General features: G+C 61.9%; 18 protein-coding genes. 4 read left to right on the plus strand and 14 right to left on the minus strand.

The window, feature by feature from the left end:
- Window positions 1-3 precede the first annotated feature (3 nt).
- The 7 genes from AB6Q56_RS05945 to fdnG form a co-directional block, all read right to left on the minus strand.
- A complete protein-coding gene (locus tag AB6Q56_RS05945) occupies window positions 4-555 on the minus strand; it encodes a flavodoxin family protein (protein WP_434516172.1) in 552 nt (183 codons plus the stop codon).
- A gap of 74 nt (window positions 556-629) precedes the next feature.
- A complete protein-coding gene (locus AB6Q56_RS05950) occupies window positions 630-1964 on the minus strand; it encodes an NAD(P)/FAD-dependent oxidoreductase (RefSeq protein WP_434516173.1) in 1335 nt (444 codons plus the stop codon).
- Window positions 1965-2082: 118 nt separating this feature from the next.
- Window positions 2083-3480, minus strand: a complete 1398-nt coding sequence (gene selA / locus AB6Q56_RS05955) for an L-seryl-tRNA(Sec) selenium transferase (protein ID WP_434516174.1) — start codon at window positions 3478-3480, stop codon at window positions 2083-2085.
- A gap of 204 nt (window positions 3481-3684) precedes the next feature.
- Complete coding sequence (gene fdhE / locus AB6Q56_RS05960; protein WP_434516175.1) at window positions 3685-4596, minus strand: formate dehydrogenase accessory protein FdhE; 912 nt, start codon at window positions 4594-4596, stop codon at window positions 3685-3687.
- A 157-nt stretch (window positions 4597-4753) separates the two neighbouring features.
- A complete protein-coding gene (locus AB6Q56_RS05965) occupies window positions 4754-5374 on the minus strand; it encodes a formate dehydrogenase subunit gamma (protein WP_434516176.1) in 621 nt (206 codons plus the stop codon).
- Window positions 5371-6267 carry a formate dehydrogenase subunit beta gene (gene fdxH / locus AB6Q56_RS05970; RefSeq protein WP_434516177.1) on the minus strand — a complete coding sequence of 299 codons (897 nt, stop codon included), beginning with the start codon at window positions 6265-6267 and terminating at the stop codon, window positions 5371-5373. The genes AB6Q56_RS05965 and fdxH overlap by 4 nt, the downstream gene beginning before the upstream one ends.
- 12 nt (window positions 6268-6279) lie before the next feature.
- Window positions 6280-9345, minus strand: coding sequence for a formate dehydrogenase-N subunit alpha (gene fdnG / locus AB6Q56_RS05975; RefSeq protein WP_434516178.1), 3066 nt, complete (start codon window positions 9343-9345; stop codon window positions 6280-6282).
- A 253-nt stretch (window positions 9346-9598) separates the two neighbouring features.
- Here fdnG and AB6Q56_RS05980 point away from each other — a divergent pair, with 253 nt between their 5' ends.
- From AB6Q56_RS05980 to moeA, 4 genes are read left to right on the plus strand one after another with little or no spacing between them, the layout of a single operon-like run.
- Window positions 9599-10294 carry an ABC transporter permease gene (locus AB6Q56_RS05980; RefSeq protein WP_434516179.1) on the plus strand — a complete coding sequence of 232 codons (696 nt, stop codon included), beginning with the start codon at window positions 9599-9601 and terminating at the stop codon, window positions 10292-10294.
- Window positions 10294-11013 carry an ATP-binding cassette domain-containing protein gene (locus AB6Q56_RS05985; protein WP_434516180.1) on the plus strand — a complete coding sequence of 240 codons (720 nt, stop codon included), beginning with the start codon at window positions 10294-10296 and terminating at the stop codon, window positions 11011-11013. The genes AB6Q56_RS05980 and AB6Q56_RS05985 overlap by 1 nt, the downstream gene beginning before the upstream one ends.
- Window positions 10989-11795, plus strand: coding sequence for a substrate-binding domain-containing protein (locus AB6Q56_RS05990; RefSeq protein ID WP_434516181.1), 807 nt, complete (start codon window positions 10989-10991; stop codon window positions 11793-11795). Before AB6Q56_RS05985 ends, AB6Q56_RS05990 begins: the two co-directional genes overlap by 25 nt.
- A 4-nt stretch (window positions 11796-11799) precedes the next feature.
- Window positions 11800-13056 (plus strand): molybdopterin molybdotransferase MoeA, encoded by a 1257-nt coding sequence (gene moeA, locus AB6Q56_RS05995; RefSeq protein ID WP_434516182.1) that lies wholly within the window; start codon window positions 11800-11802, stop codon window positions 13054-13056.
- Window positions 13057-13229: 173 nt separating this feature from the next.
- On the opposite strand, the gene AB6Q56_RS06000 is transcribed toward moeA, so the two are convergent.
- The 7 genes from AB6Q56_RS06000 to AB6Q56_RS06030 form a co-directional block, all read right to left on the minus strand.
- Complete coding sequence (locus tag AB6Q56_RS06000; protein WP_434516183.1) at window positions 13230-13592, minus strand: hypothetical protein; 363 nt, start codon at window positions 13590-13592, stop codon at window positions 13230-13232.
- A gap of 56 nt (window positions 13593-13648) precedes the next feature.
- On the minus strand, window positions 13649-14068 hold the full coding sequence (locus AB6Q56_RS06005; RefSeq protein ID WP_434516184.1) for a DUF2721 domain-containing protein: 420 nt from the start codon (window positions 14066-14068) through the stop codon (window positions 13649-13651).
- A gap of 272 nt (window positions 14069-14340) precedes the next feature.
- Complete coding sequence (locus AB6Q56_RS06010; RefSeq protein WP_434516185.1) at window positions 14341-16026, minus strand: sensor histidine kinase; 1686 nt, start codon at window positions 16024-16026, stop codon at window positions 14341-14343.
- A 98-nt stretch (window positions 16027-16124) separates the two neighbouring features.
- Window positions 16125-18461: a penicillin-binding protein 1A gene (locus tag AB6Q56_RS06015; RefSeq protein ID WP_434516186.1), complete on the minus strand. Its 2337-nt coding sequence runs from the start codon at window positions 18459-18461 to the stop codon at window positions 16125-16127.
- A gap of 189 nt (window positions 18462-18650) precedes the next feature.
- Window positions 18651-19982: a DEAD/DEAH box helicase gene (locus AB6Q56_RS06020; RefSeq protein ID WP_434516187.1), complete on the minus strand. Its 1332-nt coding sequence runs from the start codon at window positions 19980-19982 to the stop codon at window positions 18651-18653.
- A gap of 49 nt (window positions 19983-20031) precedes the next feature.
- Window positions 20032-21735: an ABC transporter ATP-binding protein/permease gene (locus AB6Q56_RS06025; protein WP_434516188.1), complete on the minus strand. Its 1704-nt coding sequence runs from the start codon at window positions 21733-21735 to the stop codon at window positions 20032-20034.
- Window positions 21736-21906: 171 nt separating this feature from the next.
- Window positions 21907-22260 carry a DsrE/DsrF/TusD sulfur relay family protein gene (locus AB6Q56_RS06030; RefSeq protein ID WP_434516189.1) on the minus strand — a complete coding sequence of 118 codons (354 nt, stop codon included), beginning with the start codon at window positions 22258-22260 and terminating at the stop codon, window positions 21907-21909.
- Window positions 22261-22279 lie beyond the last annotated feature (19 nt).

The following is a 22279-nucleotide window of genomic DNA, read 5'->3' on the forward strand; positions in this document are numbered from 1 at the left end:
GGGTTAGACGGCCTGGAAGAGCGTGGCTCCGGCGGCCAGTGCAGCCTCGTCGGCGAGTACCGCGTCCGGCGCGCCGCCCTTGCCCCACAGCGGCGTCATGAACTGCATGCCAAGGAATTCGGCGCATAGGCGGTAGCTGTCGAACATGGGTTGTGCTTTTTCGCGGTTACCGCTGGTGGCGATGACCCAAAGACGCTTATTGGCCATCCTTTCCTTGAATTCGACGCCGGGGATGCGTAGCCAGGCGCTCCAGTGGTCGAGATAGGTCTTCAGCGGCGACGGGACGGAAAACCAATAAACCGGCGATACGAAGACCAGATCGGTCGCTTCCAGGGTCAGGTCGAGCAAGGGCTTGGCTTCACCGACGGGCATCGGGTAGGTGCCGGCGGTGTGGCGCAAATCCACGAATGGAGGAATCTCCAGATCGGCCAGCTTGCACCAGGTCTGTCGACTGTTCGACGGCAATCCGGCGGCTGCATGTCGGGCTAACGTCTCGGTATTGCCGACATGGCCGGGTTCCCGGGTACTGGCGTTGAGAAAGAGGAAGTGGGACATGATGAAGGCCGTATCGTCAAAAGGCGTATTCTGACACGCCCCAGTGCCGCCTGTCGGCGCTGGGGCGTTGCCGGTCAGCCGAACATGTCCTCGTACATGCGGCCGGCCCAGGCGAAGTCCTCGGTGACCAGTTCGTCGCGGCGAAGATTGTCGTCGTCCTGGTCCTGGATGATGATGCCCTTGTCGTTGACGTAGTACTTGAAGCGGACGGCGATATCCTCGCGCGGCTCGGTATTGACCATCATGAAGCACAGGTTGTCGGGCAGGGCGTACGTCGGCTGGCGGCCCTTGACGCGCTGGGCGATGTAGTTGGCGACGATGCGGGCGTGGGCGTTGGCGACGTGGCCGGCCTTCGGGTAGAAGCGGAACTGGGGCGACACGATGCCGACCGAGTCGCCGATCACGTAAACGTCCGGATCGTCCTTCAGGTTGAGGAAGAAGGGATCGACGCCGGCCCAGCCGGTCGGCTTGCCTTCCTCGTTCTTGCCGATGACGCCGGCCTTCCACGCCATGTCGCCGGCCTGATGCGGCGCCATCAGGATGGAATGGTCGAAGCTGAAGTCGCCGGCTGCCGTCTTGATCTTCTTGTTGAACGGGTCGACTTCGCTGATCGTTGCCTTGGGCACGTAGACGATCTGGTCTTTGTACAGGTTGGCGAAGGCTTCCTGAAAGCCGCCGGTGATCGGCGCCGGGCTCGGCTTGGGGTCGAGGATGATGACCTTGCCCTTGATCTTGCGCTGCTTGAACAGGCCGGCGATCAGGCAGGCACGCTCGTAGGGCGACGGCGGGCAGCGGTGCGGCGGGGGCGGCAGGGTCATCACCAGGTCGCCGCCCTGGAAGTTCTGGATGCTTTGCTTGAGGCGGAAGTGCTCGGCGCTGGGGATGTAGGCAGCAGGGAACATGGCCTTGGTGTACTCGGCCGCCTTGCGGTCGTTGCCGAACCAGCTTTCGTAGTTGTAGCGGATACCGCTGCCGAGGATCAGGTAGTCGTAGTCGATCCAGCCCTGGGCGGTGATGACGCGCTTCTTGTCGCGCTCGAAGGCGGTGACTTCGGTCTGGATGAAGGTGTAGCCGTATTTCTGGGCGACCGGAAGGTAGCTGAAGGTGAGGAACTGGGCATCGACGACGTCGACCAGCCACTTGTTGCTCATCGGGCAGGAAAAGAAGACCGGATTGCGTTCAAGGAGCACGACATCGAGTGTCGGGTCGAGTTGACGCAGGTGCTTGGCGGCGGTTACACCGCCCCAGCCGCCGCCACAAATCACCACGCGCTTGCCGGACGCCTTGGGCAGCAGCGGGTCGGACTGCATCTGGATCAGGAAAGGCAGGGGGCTGCTCGGTGCGGCGATGCTCGCCGTCGCACCCAGCGCCGCGCCGGCGGCGAGGAATTGTCGTCGATTGAAGGTCATGGTCTCGTCTCCATTGGTTGAACCATCCGGGCACGGAGATGCCCGGATTTACGGGGGCGCCGTTACCGACGCGGGAGAGGACGGCAGGCGGTACGCAGACCGCCGTGCGAGGCCGTACTCAGAATTTCATTGCTTGCAACTGTGCGACGAAGCGCGCTTCGTCCTTCGCCTCCAGGCAACGGAGGTCGAGATGATAAGCGTCGTCGCGGATATAGCCGATGACCGGGGTCGGCAGGCCGCGGAAGGCGGCTTCGATGGCGATCAGCGCCTTGCCCGGTTTTTTGGCCGTTGGCCGGCAAACCAGTGCGGCAGATGGCAGGCGTTCGACGGGCAACGCGCCGCTGCCGATCTGGCTGCTGCACGCTTCGATAGTGACCACGCCCTGGCCGGTGAGGGCAGCTTGCATGGCGGGCAGTACCCGTTCGGCGAGTGCCGTGATGTCGGCTAGTGGGCGGGTGAGCAGGCGCAGCGTCGGCAGGCGTTCGGCCAGGCGGTCCGGATCGCGATACAGGCGCAACGTCGCCTCCAGCGCGGCGAGCGTGGTCTTGCCGACGCGCAGGGCGCGTTTCAGCGGGTTTTTCTTGATCTTGGCGATCAAGTCCTTGCGGCCCACGATGAGCCCGGCCTGCGGGCCGCCAAGCAGCTTGTCGCCGGAAAAGGTGACGATGTCGGCACCGGCTGCCAGCGCCTGCTGCGGCGTCGGTTCCGGCGGCAGGCCGTAGGCGGCAAAGTCGGTCAGCGTGCCGCTGCCCAGATCGACCAGGAAAGGCAGGCCGGCAGCATGGGCGATGTCGGCGACGGCTTTCTCATCGACCGACTTGGTGAAGCCGGTCACCGCGTAGTTGCTGGTGTGCACCTTCATCAGCAGCGCCGTCTTCGGGCCGATGGCTTCGGCGTAATCCTTGTCGTGCGTGCGGTTGGTTGTGCCGATCTCGTGCAGGCGAACCTGGGCGCGACGCATCACGTCGGGAATGCGGAAGGCGCCGCCGATTTCGACCAGCTCACCGCGCGAGACGACGGCCTCCTTGCCCTGGGCCAGCGCATTCAGGCAGAGCAGAACCGCTGCCGCATTGTTGTTGACGATGGTGGCGGCAATATCCGGTGAACCGCCGGCCACCAGTTCGGCTAGCAGGCCGGAAACGAGGTCGTCGCGGTCGCCGCGACCGCTGGAGGCAAGGTCGTATTCCAGCGCGCAGGGGGCACGGGCGGCCTCGACCATCAGCGCGATGGCTTCCTCGGCCAGTTGGGCGCGGCCGAGGTTGGTGTGCAGCACGGTGCCGGTGAGGTTGATCACCGGCCGCAGGTTGGCACGGCCGGCAGCGTCGGCGCGTCGGCGAATGGCGGCGAGCAGGGCGGTATCGTCGGGTAGCGGCAGGCCGTGCTTCAGCCCCTCGCGGGCGGCCGCCAGTTCGGCGCGGACGCAGCCGGTAACCAGTTGCCGACCGTGGATTTCGATCGTATCGGAGAGTTGCTGCAGGACGCGGTCGACCGCGGGAAGGCGTTTGATGTCGTTCATGGTTTTTCGCCCGGACCGGGCAGAAAGGTGGAGGGATGGGTGAGTGGTCTACTTCGTGATTGGCGGAACAAATGAAAGTGCTGGATTTGTGTTCCTGGCTAGGCGCGAACCGCAGCGATAGCCGAAGCTATCGCGAGGATGAGCAACAACGCCAGGGGCACAAAGACAAGCTTTCATGTTTCGTTAATTGCGAAGCAGACCACACTAGCCGCTATGCGCGCCGATGAGGAGCAGGTTGGGGCCGGAGCGCTCGTAGCCGGCTTCGTCGACCAGCATGTCGAGGGCCAGGGTGGCGAGGTCGTCGGCCACCGGGTCTACATTCGGGTCTTTTTCCTGATAGACGATCTTCAGGTAGCTCTTGCAGGCGTCGCAGGTTTCGGCGCGGACGGCGCCTTTGCTGCCCTCGACCTCGTGCAGGGCGACTTCCTTGTCGGTGTCGCAGGCGGTGCAGGTGGCGCGCGGCACGTTCCACTCGGTGTTGCACAGCGCGCAGTGCAGGTAGCGCAGGTTATTGATGGCGGAGCCGAGGCGGACGATGCTGGCTACCGGCAAGCTGCCGCAGCAGGGGCAGACGCCGTGGCTGTCGAGTTTTTGCAGGTGGCTGGCGTCGAGCTGGCTGGCCAGTTGCGTGAATACCGCTTGCAGCGCGGCAGCAACGAACGGCAGTTCGGCGGCGTGGGCCATGTCCGGTTCGCCATTGAGCAGCATATCGGCCAGGCGTTCGAGTTCGTTTTCCGGGGCGGCGAGGAGCTTCTTCAGCGCAGCCTGGCCGCCTTCGGGGGCGCTGCTTTCCAGTTGCTGCACGATTTGCTGCAGCGCGATGCGCCAGGCAGCCGGGCGGGGCAGCGACGAGGCGTTCAACGGAGGCATGCCGTGCGTGCGTGCCTGTTCGAGGGTTGCCGCATCGGGCAGTTGCAGCGCTGGGAGGCTCTTGATGACTTCGTGCTGGGCGCGGCTCACGTCACCCAGGAAGGTCAGCCATTCGGACAGGCTGTGCTGTTCGGCCAAGGTGGCGAAACGATTTGCCCGGTCGGCAAAAAGCGTGGCGGTAACCGGCAGCAGGATGGGGGCGGCTTCTTCGGTCGGCGGGTGGAAGTCTATCGGTTGGCTTTGCATGGTGCTGTCGTGATTCCGGTTTGTCGTGTTCGGCGTGTGTTTCAAAAAAACGGGGGGATGCGGAATATTCCCCGCAGAGCCCCCAAAGACGCAAGGTAAAACGGTTGCCGCATCACCCCCGCCGGAGCGGGAGCGATGGGTGTGCCTTATCTTCAGGTCATTTGCCGGTGACCTGACGATACCAGCCGCGGTGATGCTGCTTGGCCCAGGCGCGGGTGACCGTACCGTACCACATGGCGCGGATGGTGCCCTTGACCCAGATGGCGGCATAGACGTGGACCATGATCAGGGCGATCATGACGGCGCCAGCAGCGGCATGTACGACGGCACCGAGGCGGACCACGGTGATGTCGAAGCCGAACCAGGCACGCCAGATGGCGAGGCCGGAGACCGTCATCAGCAGCATGCACACGGCCAACGCCCAGAACATGACTTTCTGGCCGCCGTTGTACTTGCCTTGTTCCGGCATGTCGTGGTCGTTGCCATCCACCATGTTCTTCGCCTTGGCCAACCATTCCTTGTCCGCCGGCGTCATCTTGTTCAGATGCTTGAAGCGGATGAAGATGGCCAGGAAGGATACCGCCATCAGCACCCCGAGGTAGGGGTGGATGATGCGGGCCCAGGTCGGGCCACCGAACAGCTGGGTCAGCGGAAAGAAGGCCGGATGGAAGAAAGCCAGGCCGGAGAGTGCGAGCAGGATGAAGCTGATGCCCACGACCCAGTGGTTGGCCCGTTCCTTGGGCTCGTAACGCTTGAGGTCTTTCGGATCGCGGATCATTTTGCTTCCTCCTTGTCTTCACGTTCGATCTCGTCCTCAATCTCCTTCGAGACTTCGTTCGGACCCTTGGTGACGTAATGGAACAGGCTGCCCAGGGCCACGCCGGCCAGAGCCAGGGTGGCGAGCGGCTTGGCGAAGCCCTTCCACAGCGAGACCAGCGGGCTGATCGACGGGTTTTCCGGCAGGCCGGGGTACAGGTTCGGCTTGTCCGCGTGGTGCAGCACGTACATGACGTGCGTGCCGCCCACCCCTTGCGGGTCGTACAGTCCGGCCTGGTCGTAGCCGCGTTCCTTGAGATCCTCCACGCGCTTGGCGGCGTAGTCCTTCATGTCCTCCTTCGAACCGAACTGGATGGCGCCCGTCGGGCAGGCCTTGGCGCAGGCCGGAGCCTGGTTGACGGCCACCCGGTCGGAGCACAGCGAGCACTTGTAGGCCTTGCTGTCTTCCTTCGAGATGCGCGGAACGTTGAACGGACAGCCGGTCACGCAGTAGCCGCAGCCGATGCAGTTTTCCTGGTGGAAATCCACGATGCCGTTGCTGTACTGGATGATCGCGCCGGGCGCCGGGCAGGCCTTGAGGCAGCCGGGGTCGGAACAGTGCATGCAGCCGTCCTTGCGGATCAGCCACTCCAGCTTGTTGTTCTGCTCGACCTCGGTGTAACGCATGACCGTCCACGACTTGGCCGACAGGTCCATGGGGTTGTCGTACACCCCGTGGCAGTTGCCGACTTCGTCGCGGATGTCGTTCCATTCGGAACACGCTACCTGGCAGGCCTTGCAGCCGATACAGGCGGATACGTCGATGAGCTTGGCGATTTCGATCGTCTGTCGCACTTGCGTGGACGGCGTCGTGGTCGCGGAGCGCTGTTTGATGTCTAGCGATTGCAGTGCCATATCAGCTCTCCCTTACGCTTTCTCGATGTTGACCAGGAACGCCTTGTACTCCGGCGTCTGCGTATTGGCGTCGCCCACGAACGGCGTCAGGGTGTTGGTGATGAAGCCAGGCTTCGTCGCCCCCTTGAAACCGTAGTGGATCGGGATGCCGATGGTGTGCACCTTCTTGCCATCGACATCGAGTGCCTTGATGCGCTTGGTCACCACCGCCACGGCCTTGATGAAGCCGCGGTTGGAGCGGATCTTGACCTTGTCGCCAACGGCGATGCCTTTCTCCTTGGCCAGTTCCTCGCCAATTTCCACAAACTGTTCCGGCTGCATGATCGCGTTGATCTTGCTCTGCTTGGTCCAGTAGTGGAAATGCTCGGTCAGGCGGTAGGTGGTCGCCACGTACGGGAAGTCCTTGGCTGTGCCGAACGCTTCCATGTCGCCCTTGTACACGCGGGCCGCGGGGTTGGCGCGGGCCTTCGGGTTCTTCGGGTGCATCGGATTGGTGTCGAGCGGGCTTTCGAACGGCTCGTAGTGCTCGGGGAACGGACCTTCGGCCATCAGTCCGAGACTGAACAGGCGGCCGACGCCTTCGCCGGTCATGATGAAAGGCATGACGTTCTGGTCGGGCGCGGCATCCGGACGCATGTCGGGGATGTCGTTGCCCCCCCACTTGTCGCCCAGCCACTTGAGCACGGTACGCTTCGGATCCCACGGCTTGCCGGAAAGATCGGCCGAGGCACGGTTGTACAGGATGCGGCGGTTAACCGGCCAGGCGAAGCCCCAGTTCAGCGTCTGGCCGAGGCCGGACGGATCGCTGTTGTCGCGCCGTGCCGACAGGTTGCCGGCCTGCGACCAGACGCCGCAATAGATCCAGTTGCCGCAGGTGGTCGAACCGTCGTCGCGCAGCATGGCGAAGCTCGGTAGCTGCTCGCCGGCCTTGACCAGCACCTTGGTCGGATCCTTCGGGTCCAGCACGTCGGCCAGCGCCTTGCCGTTGAACTCCATCATCAGTTCTTCCGGCGACGGCTTGGTCGGGATGCGATAAGCCCAGGTCAGCTTCTGGATCGGCTCCGCGTAGGCGCCGCCATCCTTGGCGTACATGTCCTTGAGTTTCAGGAACAGGTTGGCCAGGATTTCGGTGTCGTCCTTGGCATCGCCCGGCGCGTCGGCAGCCTTCCAGCGCCACTGGATGACGCGGCCGGAGTTGGTGAAACTACCGGTCGTTTCGGCAAACAGCGTGGCCGGCAGGCGGAACACCTCGGTCTTGATTTCCTCGGGTTTGACGTCGTTGAACTCGCCGTGCGGCTTCCAGAATTCCGAGGTATCGGTCGCCAGCGGGTCCATGACGACCATGTACTTCAGCTTGGCCAGCGCGTCGCCCACCTTCTTCTTGTTGGCGACGGACGCGAGCGGGTTGAAGCCCTGGCACAGGAATCCGTTGATCTTGCCCTGGTACATCTGGTCGAAGATCGACAGCACGTCGGACGCGCCCGACAGCTTGGGCATGAAATCGTAGGCGAAGCCGTTGTCCTTGTTGGCGGCATCGCCCCACCAGGCCTTGTGCAGGCTGACGTACCACTTCGACAGGTTCTGGCCGAAGTTCATCTGGCCCGGACGCAGCAGCTTCGGCGTCTTCTTGTCGAGGAAGGTCTTCAGGTCGGGTTCGGCATCGGTCGGCACCGCCAGATAACCCGGCAGGTTCTGGGCGTAGAGCGCGAAATCGGTGATGCCCTGGACGTTGGCGTGGCCGCGCAGCGCATTGATGCCGCCACCGGCCATGCCCATGTTGCCGAGCAGCAGCTGGATGATGGCCATGCAGCGGATATTCTGGGAGCCGACAGAGTGCTCGGTCCAGCCCAGCGCGTACAGGTTGGTCATCGTCTTGTTCGGCGCGGCCGTTTCGGCGATGTACTCGCAGACCTTGAGGAAAGCTTCCTTCGGCGTGCCGCAGACCTTTTGCACGACGTCCGGCGTGTAGCGGGCGTAGTGGGCCTTGAGCATCTGGAAGGCACAACGCGGGTCCTGCAGCGTTTCGTCGACCTTGACGAAACCGTCGGCACCCATCTGGTAGGACCAGGTGGCCTTGTCGTAGCTGCGTTTTTCCTCGTTGTAACCGGTGAAGATGCCGTCGTCGAAGGTGAATCCTTCGTTGATCAGGAAAGACGCGTTGGTGTACGCCTTCACGTAATCGTGATGGATCTTGTCGTTGGTCAGCAGGTAATTGATGACGCCGCCGAGGAAGGCGATGTCGGAACCCGGACGGACCGGTGCATAGTAATCGGCCACCGAAGCCGTACGGTTGAAGCGCGGGTCGACGACCACGAGCTTGGCCTTGCGGTTCTTCTTGGCTTCGATCGCCCACTTGAAGCCGCAGGGGTGCGCTTCAGCGGGGTTGCCGCCCATCACGAAAATCAAATCAGCGTTCTTGATGTCAACCCAGTGGTTGGTCATCGAACCACGCCCAAAACTCGGAGCCAGACTGGCCACCGTGGGAGCGTGTCAAATGCGCGCCTGGGTATCGATCGAGGTCATCCCCAACGCACGGGCCATTTTCACGGTCAGGTAACCGGCCTCGTTGGGGGCTGCCGACGATGCGAGCAGTGCAGTGCTGGTCCAGCGGTTGACGGTCACGCCATCCTTGTTCTGGGCCATGAAATTGGCATCGCGGTCCGCCTTCATGTGCTTGGCGATGCGGTCGAAGGCTTCCATCCAGGAAATCTTCTTCCACTCGTTGCTGCCGGGTTCGCGAACTTCCGGCCATTTCAGGCGATTGGCGCTCTGCACCATGTCGCGCAGGCCGGCGCCCTTCGGACAGAGCGTGCCGCGGTTCACCGGATTGTCCGGGTCGCCTTCGATGTGAATGATTTCGGCCGGGGTGTTCTTGGACTTGTCCCCCGTCGAATAGATGAGTACCCCGCAGGACACCGAGCAATACGGACAGATGTTCCGTGTTTCGGTGGCGCGGGCCAGCTTGAAGGTACGTACTTCCGCCTGGGCTGCGGTCGGCGAGAAACCCATCAATGCGATGGATGACCCACTGAGCCCGGCGGAGCAGACCTTGAAGAACTGCCGCCTGTTCATGTTCATTAAATTTTCCTCCGTATGCGACTCCTTGTCGCAATGAAAAAATGCTGCAAGGAGTGGGCCAGTATTCGTAAGTGATTGAATGATGGAGAATCGATTCTTCGATTGGGCTTGCCGGGTGGGACATTTTGTCTTTTGTGGCGCGATGTGGGACATTTTGTCTGCATTTGCGCCATCGCAACTCAGGCAACACAAGGCGAATGCTGGTGGTATCCTCGCCGGTGGCTTGCTGTTCGGTATTCCGAGCGATTTCCCCATGACTGCCACTCTGTTTGACGCGTTCGTCCTGCTTGCCAGCTTCGACCATCGTTTGCTCGACATTGTCGGGCTTTCGTTGTTCGTCAGCCTCAACGCGCTGGTCATCGGTGCGCTGCTTGGCCTGCCGTTGGGCGCCTTGCTGGCAGTGGCCGATTTTCGTGGGCGCGCCCCTGTGATCGTGTTGCTCAACGCCTTGATGGGTCTTCCGTCGGTGGTTGTCGGCGTGTTGGTCTATTTGCTGTTGTCGCGGAGCGGCCCGCTGGGCAGCATGGGCCTGCTGTTTTCACCGAAGGCAATGATCATTGCGCAGACTGCGCTGGTCATTCCACTGATTGCGGCCGTCAGCCGGCAGATTATCGAAGATGCCTGGAAGGAGTACGCGCCGGAATTTTCAGTCATTGGCATTAGCCGGCTGCAGGCCGTGGCGCTTTTGTTGGCCGATTGTCGTTTCTCTCTGATGGTGGCAACGCTGGCCGGTCTCGGGCGCGCCATGTCGGAAGTGGGCGCCGTGATGATTGTCGGCGGCAATATCGACGGCTACACCCGGGTCATGACGACAGCCATTGCCCTAGAGACGAGCAAGGGCGACCTGGCCCTGTCGATTGCCTTGGGTTTTGTGCTGATGACGATCATCCTCGGCCTCAACGTCATCGCCCATTCGGTACGCTGCTGGGCCAGCCGGAGGTACGGCTGATGTTCCCGCTACATATCTCCGGCTTGCGCTTCCAGCCGAACGGGCGGGCCGTGCTTGACGGACTCGACCTCCAACTCTCGGGAGATGGGATCAGCGTCATCCTCGGGCCGAACGGTACTGGCAAGACCTTGTTGCTGCGCCTGCTGGCCGGCTTCTTGCCGGCACACGGCGGAACGATACTATGGGGTGGGGCAGGGCGTCCGGATGGGCGGATGGCGATGGTTTTCCAGCAGCCGATGCTGCTCCGGCTGTCTGTGTTCACCAATGTCGAGTTTGCGCTGCGACCGCAGTCGCTCAGTGCGGCGGAACGGAAGGAACGGACGAACGAAGTGCTGGAGCGTGTCGGTCTAGCCCATCGCGCCGCTGACTGTGCGCGCCTGCTGTCCGGTGGCGAGCGTCAACGTCTGGCCCTGGCGCGTGCCTGGGCCATGCGGCCGCGCCTGTTGATGCTCGACGAACCCACCGCCAGCCTCGATCCCAGCGCCACCGAGGCGGTTGAACGGATCATTCGCGAGATTCGTACCGACGGCGCCAAGGTCCTGATGACGACCCATAACCTCGGCCAGGCGACACGTCTGGCCGATGACATCATTTTTCTGGCCGGCGGTCGCGTGCAGGAGCACGAATCGGCTCAGCGTTTTTTTGCCCGTCCGCAATCCGCTGCGGCGCGGGCCTTCATGCAAGGAGAACTGCCATGGCGAATCGCCTTCGATCGCTGATGTTCGTTTGTGGGCTGCTGGTCGGCTCGGCTCAAGCTCAGGAAATGCTGGTCGTTGCCTCGACTACGTCGACGGAGCAATCGGGCCTCTTCGGCTGGATTCTGCCGAAATTCGAGCAGGCAAGCGGTATCAAGGTGCGTGTCGTGGCGGTTGGCACCGGGCAGGCGCTCGATATCGGCCGGCGCGGCGATGCCGATGCCTTGCTCGTTCATGATCGGGCGGCCGAAGACAAATTTGTCGCCGAGGGCTATGGCAGCTATCGCAAGGACGTGATGTACAACGACTTCATCGTCATCGGCCCGAAAGACGATCAGGCCAGGGTACGTGCAGCCTCCAGTGCCGGTGCGGCGCTGAAGGCCATCGCCGGGACTGGCCAGCCTTTTGTTTCGCGTGGCGACAAGAGCGGAACGCACGCGGCTGAACTGCGCTTGTGGAAGGATGTTGGTATCGAGCCGAAGACATTGGCCGGTTACAAGGAAACGGGGAGCGGCATGGGGCCGACGCTGAACATGGCGGCCGCCATCGGTGCCTATACCTTGTCTGATCGCGCCACCTGGTATGCCTTCAAGAACCGTCGCGATCTGGATCTGGTTCTGGCTGGCGATCCTGTCCTGTTCAATCCGTATGGCGTGATCCCGGTGAACCCGGCGCGCCATCCCCATGTCAAAAAGGAAGCCGCCGAGCGCTTTGCCCAGTGGCTGATTTCGCCGGCCGGCCAGGAGGCGATTGCCGCCTTCCGCGCCGACGGCCAGCAGGTTTTCTTCCCCAATGCCAAGAAGTGATGCCATGACCGATACCTCCTCGTGCCAGTCTCCGGCCATCGACGATCCCAGCCTGTCTGCCGACGAGGCGCGCCAGCGCATTCTGGACAGCATTTCATCCATTGCCCATGCCGAAATGGTGCCGGTGCGCAACGCGCTGGGCCGCATTCTCGCCGCTGATGTCATTGCACCCTACGATGTGCCGGCCCATGACAATTCGGCGATGGACGGCTACGCCATCCGTTTCGACAGCCTCTCTGCCGAAGGCGAAACCGCACTGGCCGTCGTCGGTTCAGCCTTCGCCGGCAATGCCTTTTCCGGCATGGTCGGCAAGGGGCAGGCCGTACGCATCATGACCGGCGCCGTATTGCCGGCCGGCGCCGATACGGTGATTGTGCAAGAGGTGACACGGGTCGATGGATCGACGGTGTTCATCCCGGCTGGCCAGAAACAAGGGCAGAACACCCGCCGGGCGGGCGAGGATCTGGCGCGCAATTCTGTCGCACTGCCGGCTGGCAAGCGGGTAGGGCCGGCCGAACTGGGGCTGATCGCCTCGCTGGGTATTGCCGAACTGTCGGTACGCCGCCGCTTGCGCGTCGCCTTCTTCTCGACCGGTGATGAGCTGGCCTCTATCGGCTCGCCGCTGGCCCCGGGCGAGGTGTACGACAGCAACCGCTATACGTTGTACGGTCTGTTGACCCGACTGGGTGCCGACATCATCGACCTCGGCGTCGTACCCGATCGTCCCGACGCACTGGAAGCGACGTTGCGTGAAGCGGCGGGCATGGCCGATGCGATCATCACCACCGGCGGTGTATCGGTCGGCGAGGCCGATTTCGTTCGCGAGATCCTCGCTCGTCTGGGTGAAATCCGTTTCTGGAAGCTGAAGATCAAGCCGGGCCGCCCGATGGCCTTCGGCAAGATCGGCGATGCCTGGCTGTTCGGCCTTCCCGGTAATCCGGTGGCGGTGATGGTCAATTACGCCCAGTTCGCACTCGATGCGCTGCTGCGGCTGTCCGGGGTCGACCCGCTGCCTGTGCGTCCGCTGCTGACCGCTCAGGCCGCCAATGCCATCAAGAAGCAGCCGGGGCGCCGCGAATATCTGCGTGGGACGGTGACGCAGGTGGATGGTTGCTGGCAGGTGCGGACCATGTCGCACCAGGGCTCGGGCATCCTGCGTTCGATGTCTGAGGCGAACTGCCTCGTCGTCTTGCCGGAGGCCTGTGGTGGCATCCTGCCGGGTGAGAACGTCCAGGTGCAATTGTTCGACGGACTCTACTGAGTCTGGACATTTTGTCCCTGTGTCTGCGTCATCCTGTCCGCATGTCGCGTGACGGACTCGGCAGGTCTCTGATTTTTATAGGGCCAACTTGTGGCCCATGAATTGCATAAGGTAATGCCGTAACCGCTTTACCTTGCGTTTCGGGGCATGGGTCAAACCATGCCCCGTTTTTTTTAGAACAGCCGGCAATGCCGGAAGTTGCCCGGTGCGTGCGAAAGAAGCGTGGACAGTACGATCAAGGTCCAGAAAACCGGAAGCGCCAACGCAGGTTGAAGCGTCGCCAGAGCGATCAGGGCCAGCTTGACGAGCATGCCGAAACCGGCAACTTCGCGCAGATGGGCAGGGTTCGCCCAGGTGTCGACGGCAAACATGCCCAACCCGGAGGTCAGGGTGAGTGCGGCGCCCAATGGAATACTCGCGGCACCCAGCAGGGCTGCGCCAAACAGCACGATGCCGAGCAGGTGAACCGTGCGCAGGGCGACGTTCAGCCAACGTTTGCCGGGAAAGTCGCGGATATGTTCACGAGGACGGGGCATATCGATTTTCTTGTTGGCGCTGGGTGGGCGGCAAAGGGGGATATAAAGATATGCGACTAACGGGAAGCTGCACTCACCGCGAGATATATTTCTCGCAAAAACAGCGATAGCGCCGCAATCATCGAGCCCATCGCCAGGATGAACAATGCCGCAACGAGGCGTGTTAGATCGGTCGCCATCAAGGCTCCGAGAAAGGCGCCTGCCACGACAAAACACACGAGCAGTGCCGCAGCGACAGCGAAAAATATTGCCAGGTAGATGAGATGCCGTCGCCGCGCCAGCAATGCAAGCTCTTCGGTATCCTCCGGCGTCATATCCTTGCCCGCATGCGTCTCCGTGACCACGCGGCGCCGGTCGATGATTCGACCCAGCCGTGTATTCATCGCGCCGATCAAGGTCGAGATCGCTGTAAGAAGGAATACCGGTGCAACCGAGAGCTGAATGACATGCGCGATGTCGGTGATATGTGTTTCCATATTGATTGGAGTGTTGTTGGGGGACAATCTTACGGCTGAATGATCTCTCTGAAGGGGCCTCTACCTTAGGCACGTGTCGCGTGATCTCGGTCTTCTTCCTGCATCAGCGTAGCTAAAATCGGTACATGCATGTTTAAACCCATAGTGCGGGATGGCCGCACTATGGGCAGTATCCGGCATTTTTCGCGGAAATCAGCAGCGCAGTGCTGAGGTGCAGGCTGCCTCCGCATTGTGGGCTGGCGATATAAGAAAGACCTACGGTGGCTTGCCGATCAAGAAGCGGCCGTAAGCTGCTTCTTCAACCGGACGGTGAACCAGAAGGTGCTGCCCTTGCCCAGCGTGCTTTCGCAGCCCGTATCCCCGCTCATGAGTTGGGCCAGTTTTTTTGTGAAAAACAGCCCGATACCTGCCCCGCCGTACTTGCGAGTCATGGAGTTGTCTGCCTGCTCAAAAACGTTGAACAGCCTCGGTAGCACTTCCGGTGCGATCCCGATACCGGTGTCTTCGACCTCGAAACGCAGTAGCGCACTGGCGGTATCCTCTTCTTGCAGCCTGACGCGGATGGCCACATGCCCCGCCTCGGTGAACCGAATCGCATTTTCCGCAAAATTCAGCAGTGCGCTTCGAATTTTTTCCGGATCTCCCAGTAGCCCTGTAGATAGCTTTACCGCTTCGGTCTTGAATTGCAGCCCCTTCGCGTCGACCTTGGTATACAGCGAAGTTTCCACATCGCGCAAAAGATCATCGATGGAAACCGGCCCTTCCTCGACTTGCAACTTGTCGGCTTCTAGCTTTGTCAGGTCCAGAATCGCTCCGACAACGCTGGTCATGTGCCGCAAGGCTAGATCGAGCTTATCCATGCGTTCAGTTTGTTTGGGCGTCATGGGGTCAGATCGGACAAGTTTTGCCAAGCCACTGATCTGATGGAGCGGCGTACGCATTTCGTGGCTCATGTTTGCAAGAAAGGCGCTTTTGGCAACATTGGCAGTCTGGGCCGCTTCCATGGCAGTGGCCAACTCGGCTGTACGGATCTTGACCAATGTTTCCAGATGGTTGCGGTAAGCGGCAAGCTCACGCTCTGCTTGCTTGCGTTCGCTAATGGTCTTAGTCAGTATGTCACTGATGTCATTGAAGTAATCCGCATCCTTCAGGTTGCGGATTTTCAATCCCTTGTAGCGCCAGACCAGACTCTCCGTTTCTGCCGCAGTTAATGCCAATCTTTCGCCAAGCTGCAGGCCATCGAGCCGGGCTTCCAGGTCCTGGCTGGATTGCTCGGGCTTGAGGCGAAATCGGACGGTGATTATGGTATTGCGGAAGGCCGGGTTTGGTGCATAGGGTTCGCTGGTGGACTCGACGTCCACAAACTCCACATCGTCGAAGAGAACGCAGCCACCAAAAAAAACCCCTCGAATAAAGTCAGGGTGTAATGGCATCACATTTTCGTATATGGCAATGCCAGCTGCTTCATCTATTGTTTGGAGCAAACACCAGCCAATTTCATCAGGGGTACCGCCACGCACGACCGTGTTGTAGCCACCACTTTCCTTGTTCGCATAGAGCCAGTCCATGGTCGAGTGAATCATGGTCTTGCCGGCACCTTGCTCGTACCAACTTCGCAAGAAGTTAACGCCGGCGCGGAAAAAGATGTTTTGAGAAGATGGGACGAGTTGTTCGACGCGATTCAGGATGGTAATGAGCAATCCATGCGGGTACCACTTGTCAGGGTCGATCTGCCCGCTAGGAAGCCACACCTCGCCTTCTGGAAAGACGTCAACGTGGCAAAACGACTCGATTAAACCGAGCAGGAACAATCCAGATACTTCGCCAGTCTCTGACAATGCGTTTGCTGAGCTTGTAACGGGAGTTGTATCTATCGGCATGCAGATTACGGTATGTGTCCGATTCTGGTTTGAGGGAACATCATAACGCCATGGATTGAGGATGGCGATGACCTGCAAGAGGGGGCGGATGTTCGCCTTTTGGTGGCGTTATATATAGTTTGTGTTGATTTATGTGGGGGCCGCCTCGTACTTCAGCAACTGAAGGTTTTACCTGGTCAGCCGCCAAACGCCTTGCGCAAGGTGTCGAAGATGGATTTGAGTGGTGATACCTCCACGTCCAGGGTTTTTACCCCGTCGTCGCCCTTGAATTCATCGTAAACCCAGTCGTCATCGACGAAGGATACGCCCGGTGGCGGTTTTCTGTCGGTGATCGGTTTGCCGGCCAGGGTCTGGCGCATGTAGTCGATCCAGATCGGCAGTGCCAGCGTCGCACCGAATTCGCGGTTGCCGAGCGATTTGGGCTGGTCGTATCCCATCCAGGCGACGGCTACGACATTACCGCTGTAGCCGGCAAACCAGCCATCGAATGCGTCGCTGGTGGTGCCGGTCTTGCCGGCCAGGTCGCTGCGTCCGAGGCGTTGGCTGGCCTGCGCGCCGGTACCGCTGCGGGTCACCTCGCGCAGCATGCTGTCCATGATGAAGGCGTTGCGCTCGTCGATCACGCGCTGTGCGTCTTCGCGTGGCGGCGGCGGGGGGGCTTCCCACAGCACGTTGCCACGGGCATCGGTGATTTTCCGGATCAACTGCGGTGTAACCGGGAAGCCGCCATTGGCGAATACCGCGTAGGCGCCGGCCATCTGCAGCGGGGTGACCGAGCCGCTACCCAGGGTCAGCGTCAGGTTGGCCGGGTGCTTGGCGGCGTCGAAACCGAAACGTTGCAGGTAGTCGCGGGCGTATTGCGGCGTGATGGCTTGCAGCAGGCGGACAGCGATGACGTTCTTCGAGCGGGCGAGGGCCTGGCGCAGGCTCATCGGGCCGTCGAAGCCATCGTCGTTGCGCGGCTCCCAGGCCTGGCCGCCTTCGCCGCCGGGCAGCGAGAGCGGTGCGTCGTTGAGCAGGGTGGCCGGCGAGTAGCCTTTTTCCAGCGCAGCCGAATAGACGAAGGGCTTGATGCTCGATCCCGGCTGGCGCCAGGCGCTGGTGACGTGGTTGAACTGGTTGCGGGAGAATTCGAAACCGCCAACCAGGGCGCGGTAAGAGCCATTCTCGGCGTTCAGCGCGACGAACGCGGCATCGACTTCCGGCATCTGGCTGATGGCCCAACGCCCCTTGTTGTCCTGGCTGGCGCGGATGACCGACCCGACCCTGATCCGGATGTCCATCCTGGCGTTCGGTTGCAGTGCGCGCGTTGCAAAGCGCAGACCGTCGCCCTTGATCTCGATCGTGTCGCCAGAGGCGGGCTCGGCCAGCACGCGCTTGGCGGAGACCTCGGTGACGACGGCGGAGATCAGGTTGTCGCTGCTGGGGTGCTTGGCCAGGATTCGGTCAATGGCCTCGTCGCGGTCATCCGCATTGTCCGGCAGGTCGACAAAACCTTCCGGACCCCGGTAACCGTGGCGCTGGTCGTAGGCCAGCACGTTGCGCCGGAGCGAATCGTAGGCGGCGTTCTGTTCGGCCTTGTCGAGCGTCGTATAGACATTGAAGCCCTGGGTGTAGGCATCGCCCTTGTATTGCGCATAGACCCTCTGGCGAACCATCTCGGCAACATGCTCGGCATGGGCTTCGAAGCGGAGCGTGTTGCTGATCTTGAGGGGCTGGCCGACGGCTTCGGTGAATTGCGCCTGCGTGATCATGCCCAACTGCAACATGCGCTTCAGGACCAGTTCCTGGCGGGCTTTGGCGCGTAGGGGATTGACGGCCGGATTGCGCTTGGCGGGGTTTTGCGGAATGCCGGCGAGCATGGCGGCTTCGGCAAGGGTGAGGTCCGGCAGGCGCTTCTGGAAATAGGTGCGTGCCGCACTGGCAAAACCGTGCGTGCGCTGACCGAGGTAAATCTGGTTCATGTAGAGCTCGAGAATCTGGTCCTTGCTCAAGGCCGATTCAATGCGATAGGCCAGGACCACCTCGGTCAGTTTGCGCTTGATGGTCTTTTCCTGCGAGAGGAAGAAGGTGCGCGCCACCTGCATGGTGATCGTCGAAGCCCCCTGATGGAAACCGCCGCTCAGGTCGGCGACCAGCGCCCGCAGCACCCCCCGGTAATCGACGCCGCTGTGGTCGTAGAAGCGCGAGTCTTCGATGGCCAGCAGCGCATCCTTCAAGACCGGGGGAATATCCTTGATCGGCGTGAAGTCCCGGTGTTCGTCCCCGAACTCTCCGAGCAGTGCGCCATCGGCCGTGTAGATGCGCAGCGGAATCTTCGGGCGGTAGTCGGTCACGACATCGAAGGACGGCAGGCTGGGCAGGACGGTGATCAGCATGGCGCCAATCAGTACCAGCACGGCGAGGATGCCATCGACACCCAGTGCCACGAGGGTGCGCCGCAAATTCTTGCGGTAATTCGCAGCGGCTAAAGGCAGTGCGAGAAATTTCACGGTGGAAGAAAGGATGCTCACGCGCTGATCCTGGCTGATGCGCCACATCGGGTGGGTTGTGCTGGCATACCGCTCACCGGAACGTGCGGTTTGGCCGCCACGGCGGCAAGAAAGGTGATTCGGGACGCGGAACGTTCCATCGACTCCCTGCCGCAATAGCCGTTTCTTGACCTCATACGTCCGAGGTTAGCCATGGAGAAAAAGGATCGGTTATCTACCACGCGGCTTGGCAGATCCCTTGCGCGGGCCGCCAGTGGGGCGTGGGCCGGGGCGGCGGGGAGGTTTGTCCGGAAAGTCGTCGAAACCGACCCAGTTGCTTGGCGCCCCCTTGCCCGCACGGCCACCGGCCACCTTGGGTTTTTTCGGTTTCGGCGCAGTGGCGGCAGGGCCGGTGGCGGGAACGCGGTGGGTGGGTTCGAAGCCGGGTTCCTCATCGCGGCTCAGGCTGGTCTTGAGCAGGGTTTCGATGGCCCCAAGCAGTGGCGCTTCGTCGGCGCAGACGAGCGAGATCGCTTCACCCGATGCCCCCGCGCGGCCGGTGCGGCCGATACGGTGGATGTAGTCTTCGGCGACGATGGGCAGGTCGTAATTGACCACCTGCGGCAGGTCGTCGATGTCGAGGCCACGTGCGGCAACGTCGGTGGCGACGAGGATTTCCACCTCGCCGGCCTTGAAGGCTTCCAGCGCCTTGAGGCGCGAGGCTTGCGGGCGGTCGCCGTGGATGGTGTCGACGGCAATCTTCTTAGCCTGCAGGCGGCCGACCAGTTCGTCACAGCCTTTCTTTGTCTTCACGAAAACCAGAACCTGCCCCCAGCCCCGGTCCTTGCGCATGAACAGGAAGAGGTCGGTCTTGCGCTTCTTGTCGCAGGGCACGACCCACTGCTTGACCGTCTTGGCGGCGGTGTTGCGCGGGCTGACTTCGATGGACAGCGGGTCGCGCAGGCGGGCCTTGGCCATGCTGCGGATTTCGTCGGAGAAGGTGGCCGAGAAGAGCAAGGTCTGGCGCTTCTTGGGCAGGGCCTGGAAAACGATGTCGAGGTCGTTGGCGAAACCGAGGTCGAGCATGCGGTCGGCTTCATCGAGCACCAGCGTCTGCACCTGACGGAGCTTGACGGCGTTCTTGGTGAACAGGTCGATCAGCCGGCCGGGCGTGGCGACAAGGATGTCGACGCCGCGCCGCATGCGCATCATCTGCGGGTTGAGGCTGACGCCGCCGTAGGCTGCGTAGCTGCTGACGGCGAGGTGTTCGCCATACTGGCGGAAACTGCTCATGACCTGTTCGGCCAGCTCGCGCGTCGGGACCAGCACCAGGACGCGGATGCTGTTGCTGGCGACGCTGTCCTCGCTTTCGCTCAGGCGTTGCAGCAGGGGCAAGGCAAAGCCAGCGGTCTTGCCGGTGCCGGTCTGCGCCGCAGCCATCAGGTCGCGGCCGGCCAGCACGGCAGGGATGGCCTGGGCCTGGACGGGCGTCGGCTCCTTGTAGCCTAGCGTGTCAAGGGCCTGGATGAGCGGCGCGGAAAGGCCGAGCTGGGAGAAGGTCATGGCGGTTGGGGAGAATGCGAAAGGGCGATTTTACCCCGCCGACCACGCGCTAATGCTCGAAACGGTAATCGGTGGCCGGCACGGTCCGCCAGGCGCTGCAGCCATCGAGTTCGAGCACCTGGGTGTGGAACTTGAGGATGGTGGTGCGGTGACCGACGCTGATCACAGTGGTCTGCGTGTCGAGCAACTGGCTGTAGAGGCTGGTTTCGTTAGCGATGTCGAGGGCGCTGGTGGCTTCGTCGAGGATGGCGAAGCGCGGTTTGGTCAGCAGCAGGCGGGCGAAAGCGAGTCGTTGCTGTTCGCCGACGGAGAGCAGCTTGGGCCAGTCGCGTTCGACATCGAGGCCGCCGATGCGGTGGGCGAGGTTGGGCAGGTTAACCTGCTCCAAGGTGCGCAGCAGGTCGTCGTCGGAAACCGGCAGGTTGCCGTTCGGATAGAGCAGCTGACTGCGCAGGCTGCCGAGCACCATGTAGGGCTGCTGGGGGAGGAACAGCATGTCTTCCGGGGCCGGGCGCCGGATGGTACCGGTTCCGGCATACCACAGCCCGGCTAAGGCACGCAGCAGAGAGCTTTTGCCGCTGCCGCTCTCGCCGACGATGAGCAGGCTTTCGCCGGGTTTGACGGTGAGCGACAGGTTCTGGATCAGGACGCGCTCTGCGTCGGGGGTGAGTAGCGTCAGGTTGTCGATATCGAGGTGCGGCGCATCTTCGGTTTCGATGGTCTTGCCGGATGGGTGTTCGTCTGCCGGATCGGGTGGCAAGCATTTGGCGAGCATGTCGAGGCGGTCGATGCCGGCGGCGAAGCGGCTGAGGCCTTCGAAGTTTTCGATGATCATCGAGATGGCGCCGAGCACGGCGGCGAAGGCACCAGCGGCCTGTACGGCGCGTCCCACTTCCATTTCACCGGAGAGCACGTTGTCGGCAATGATGGCGCTGGGGATGATCAGGGTGAACAGGAAATAACCCTGCTGGAACAGGTTGAGCCAGAACTGTGTCCGGACCAGGCGTTTGAAATTGCTGAAGGCAGCCCCGAAGCGCCGTTTGACCTGGCCGATTTCTAGCGTCTCGCCTCGATAAAAGGCGATCGATTCGGCGTTTTCGCGAACGCGGACGAGGCTGAAGCGAAAATCTGCTTCGCGCCGCAGCTGGTTGAAGTTGAGGCTCATCAGCCGCTGGCCGAAGACGAATATGACCACGCAGGTGCCTGCGGTAGCGTAGAAGACGAGGAAGTAAACCAGCTCGTGCGAGATTGACCACAGTACCGCGCTGAAGGCAACCAATTGCAAGGTCGAACTGACGATGATGAGGAGGAAATAGAGCGAGCGTTGGGTGAAGGTGGAGATATCCTCGGTCATCCGCTGGTCGGGGTTGTCAATGGCGGCGTTGGTATTCAGTTCATAGAAATGCCGGTTGCGGAAGTAACTGTCGAGGAAACGTCCGGTGAGCCAGCGCCGCCAGTAGATGCCCAGCGTGTCGCGGACGAAGAAATAGAAGGCATAGATCGGGATGGCGAAGGCGAGCAGGCCGAGGCAGAGCTTGATCGAGTTCCAGAAGCGTTCTTCGTCCTGCGCGGCCAGCGCCGACGTGAATTCGCCAGTCTGCTCGTTGAACAGCACGGCAAACCGGGTTTGCCCGAGCAACAGGATGACGAGCAGGATGATTAGCCCCCAGGCCCTCCATTTTTCTTCATGTCGCCAGTAGGGCGTGGCGAGCGCCCAGAAACGCTTCCACAAGTGGAGGTTGGACGGATTCATGGTCTGCCGGCGCGCTGGTTGTTCCGTCTTTTTCCGGAAGGGGCTGGAGTGGGGCTTTCGCTGGGGGCTAGCGAAAGGAACGGTCATTCACACTGGTTGTTTTACACCTCGTGTAGGGCCGGCGCAAGCGAGGCGAGGGCGGGCAAGCGGCAGCGCTTGCCCGGGAAGGGGTCAGAAAGTGATGACCTTGTCGGCCAGAACGGTTGCTTCGGCCAGTTCGACCAGCGTGCCGATGGCGGTGCCCGGGATCAGCGGCAGTTCGCCCAGGCCGCGGGCCAGTGCGCAGGTGCGGCAGAGGCGGATGTCTACGCCCTGGGCGACGAGTTGCTCGACCATGCCCTGCAGGCCGTTGCTGGCGCCGTCGATCTGGTTCGGCAGGCCGAGTACCGTGGCGTCGGACATCAGGAAGATGCGCACTTCCGGCTTGTCGTCGCGGCCGGCCAGTGCCGTTGCCAGGCGAAGGGCGGAGAGGCAGCGCTCGCTGCCGTAGGGAGGGGCATGGACGATGATCAGGATTTTTTGCATGGAATTTGCGGTGCGTCGA

It is taken from the genome of Dechloromonas sp. ARDL1 (assembly GCF_051122455.1).
GTDB lineage: Bacteria > Pseudomonadota > Gammaproteobacteria > Burkholderiales > Rhodocyclaceae > Azonexus.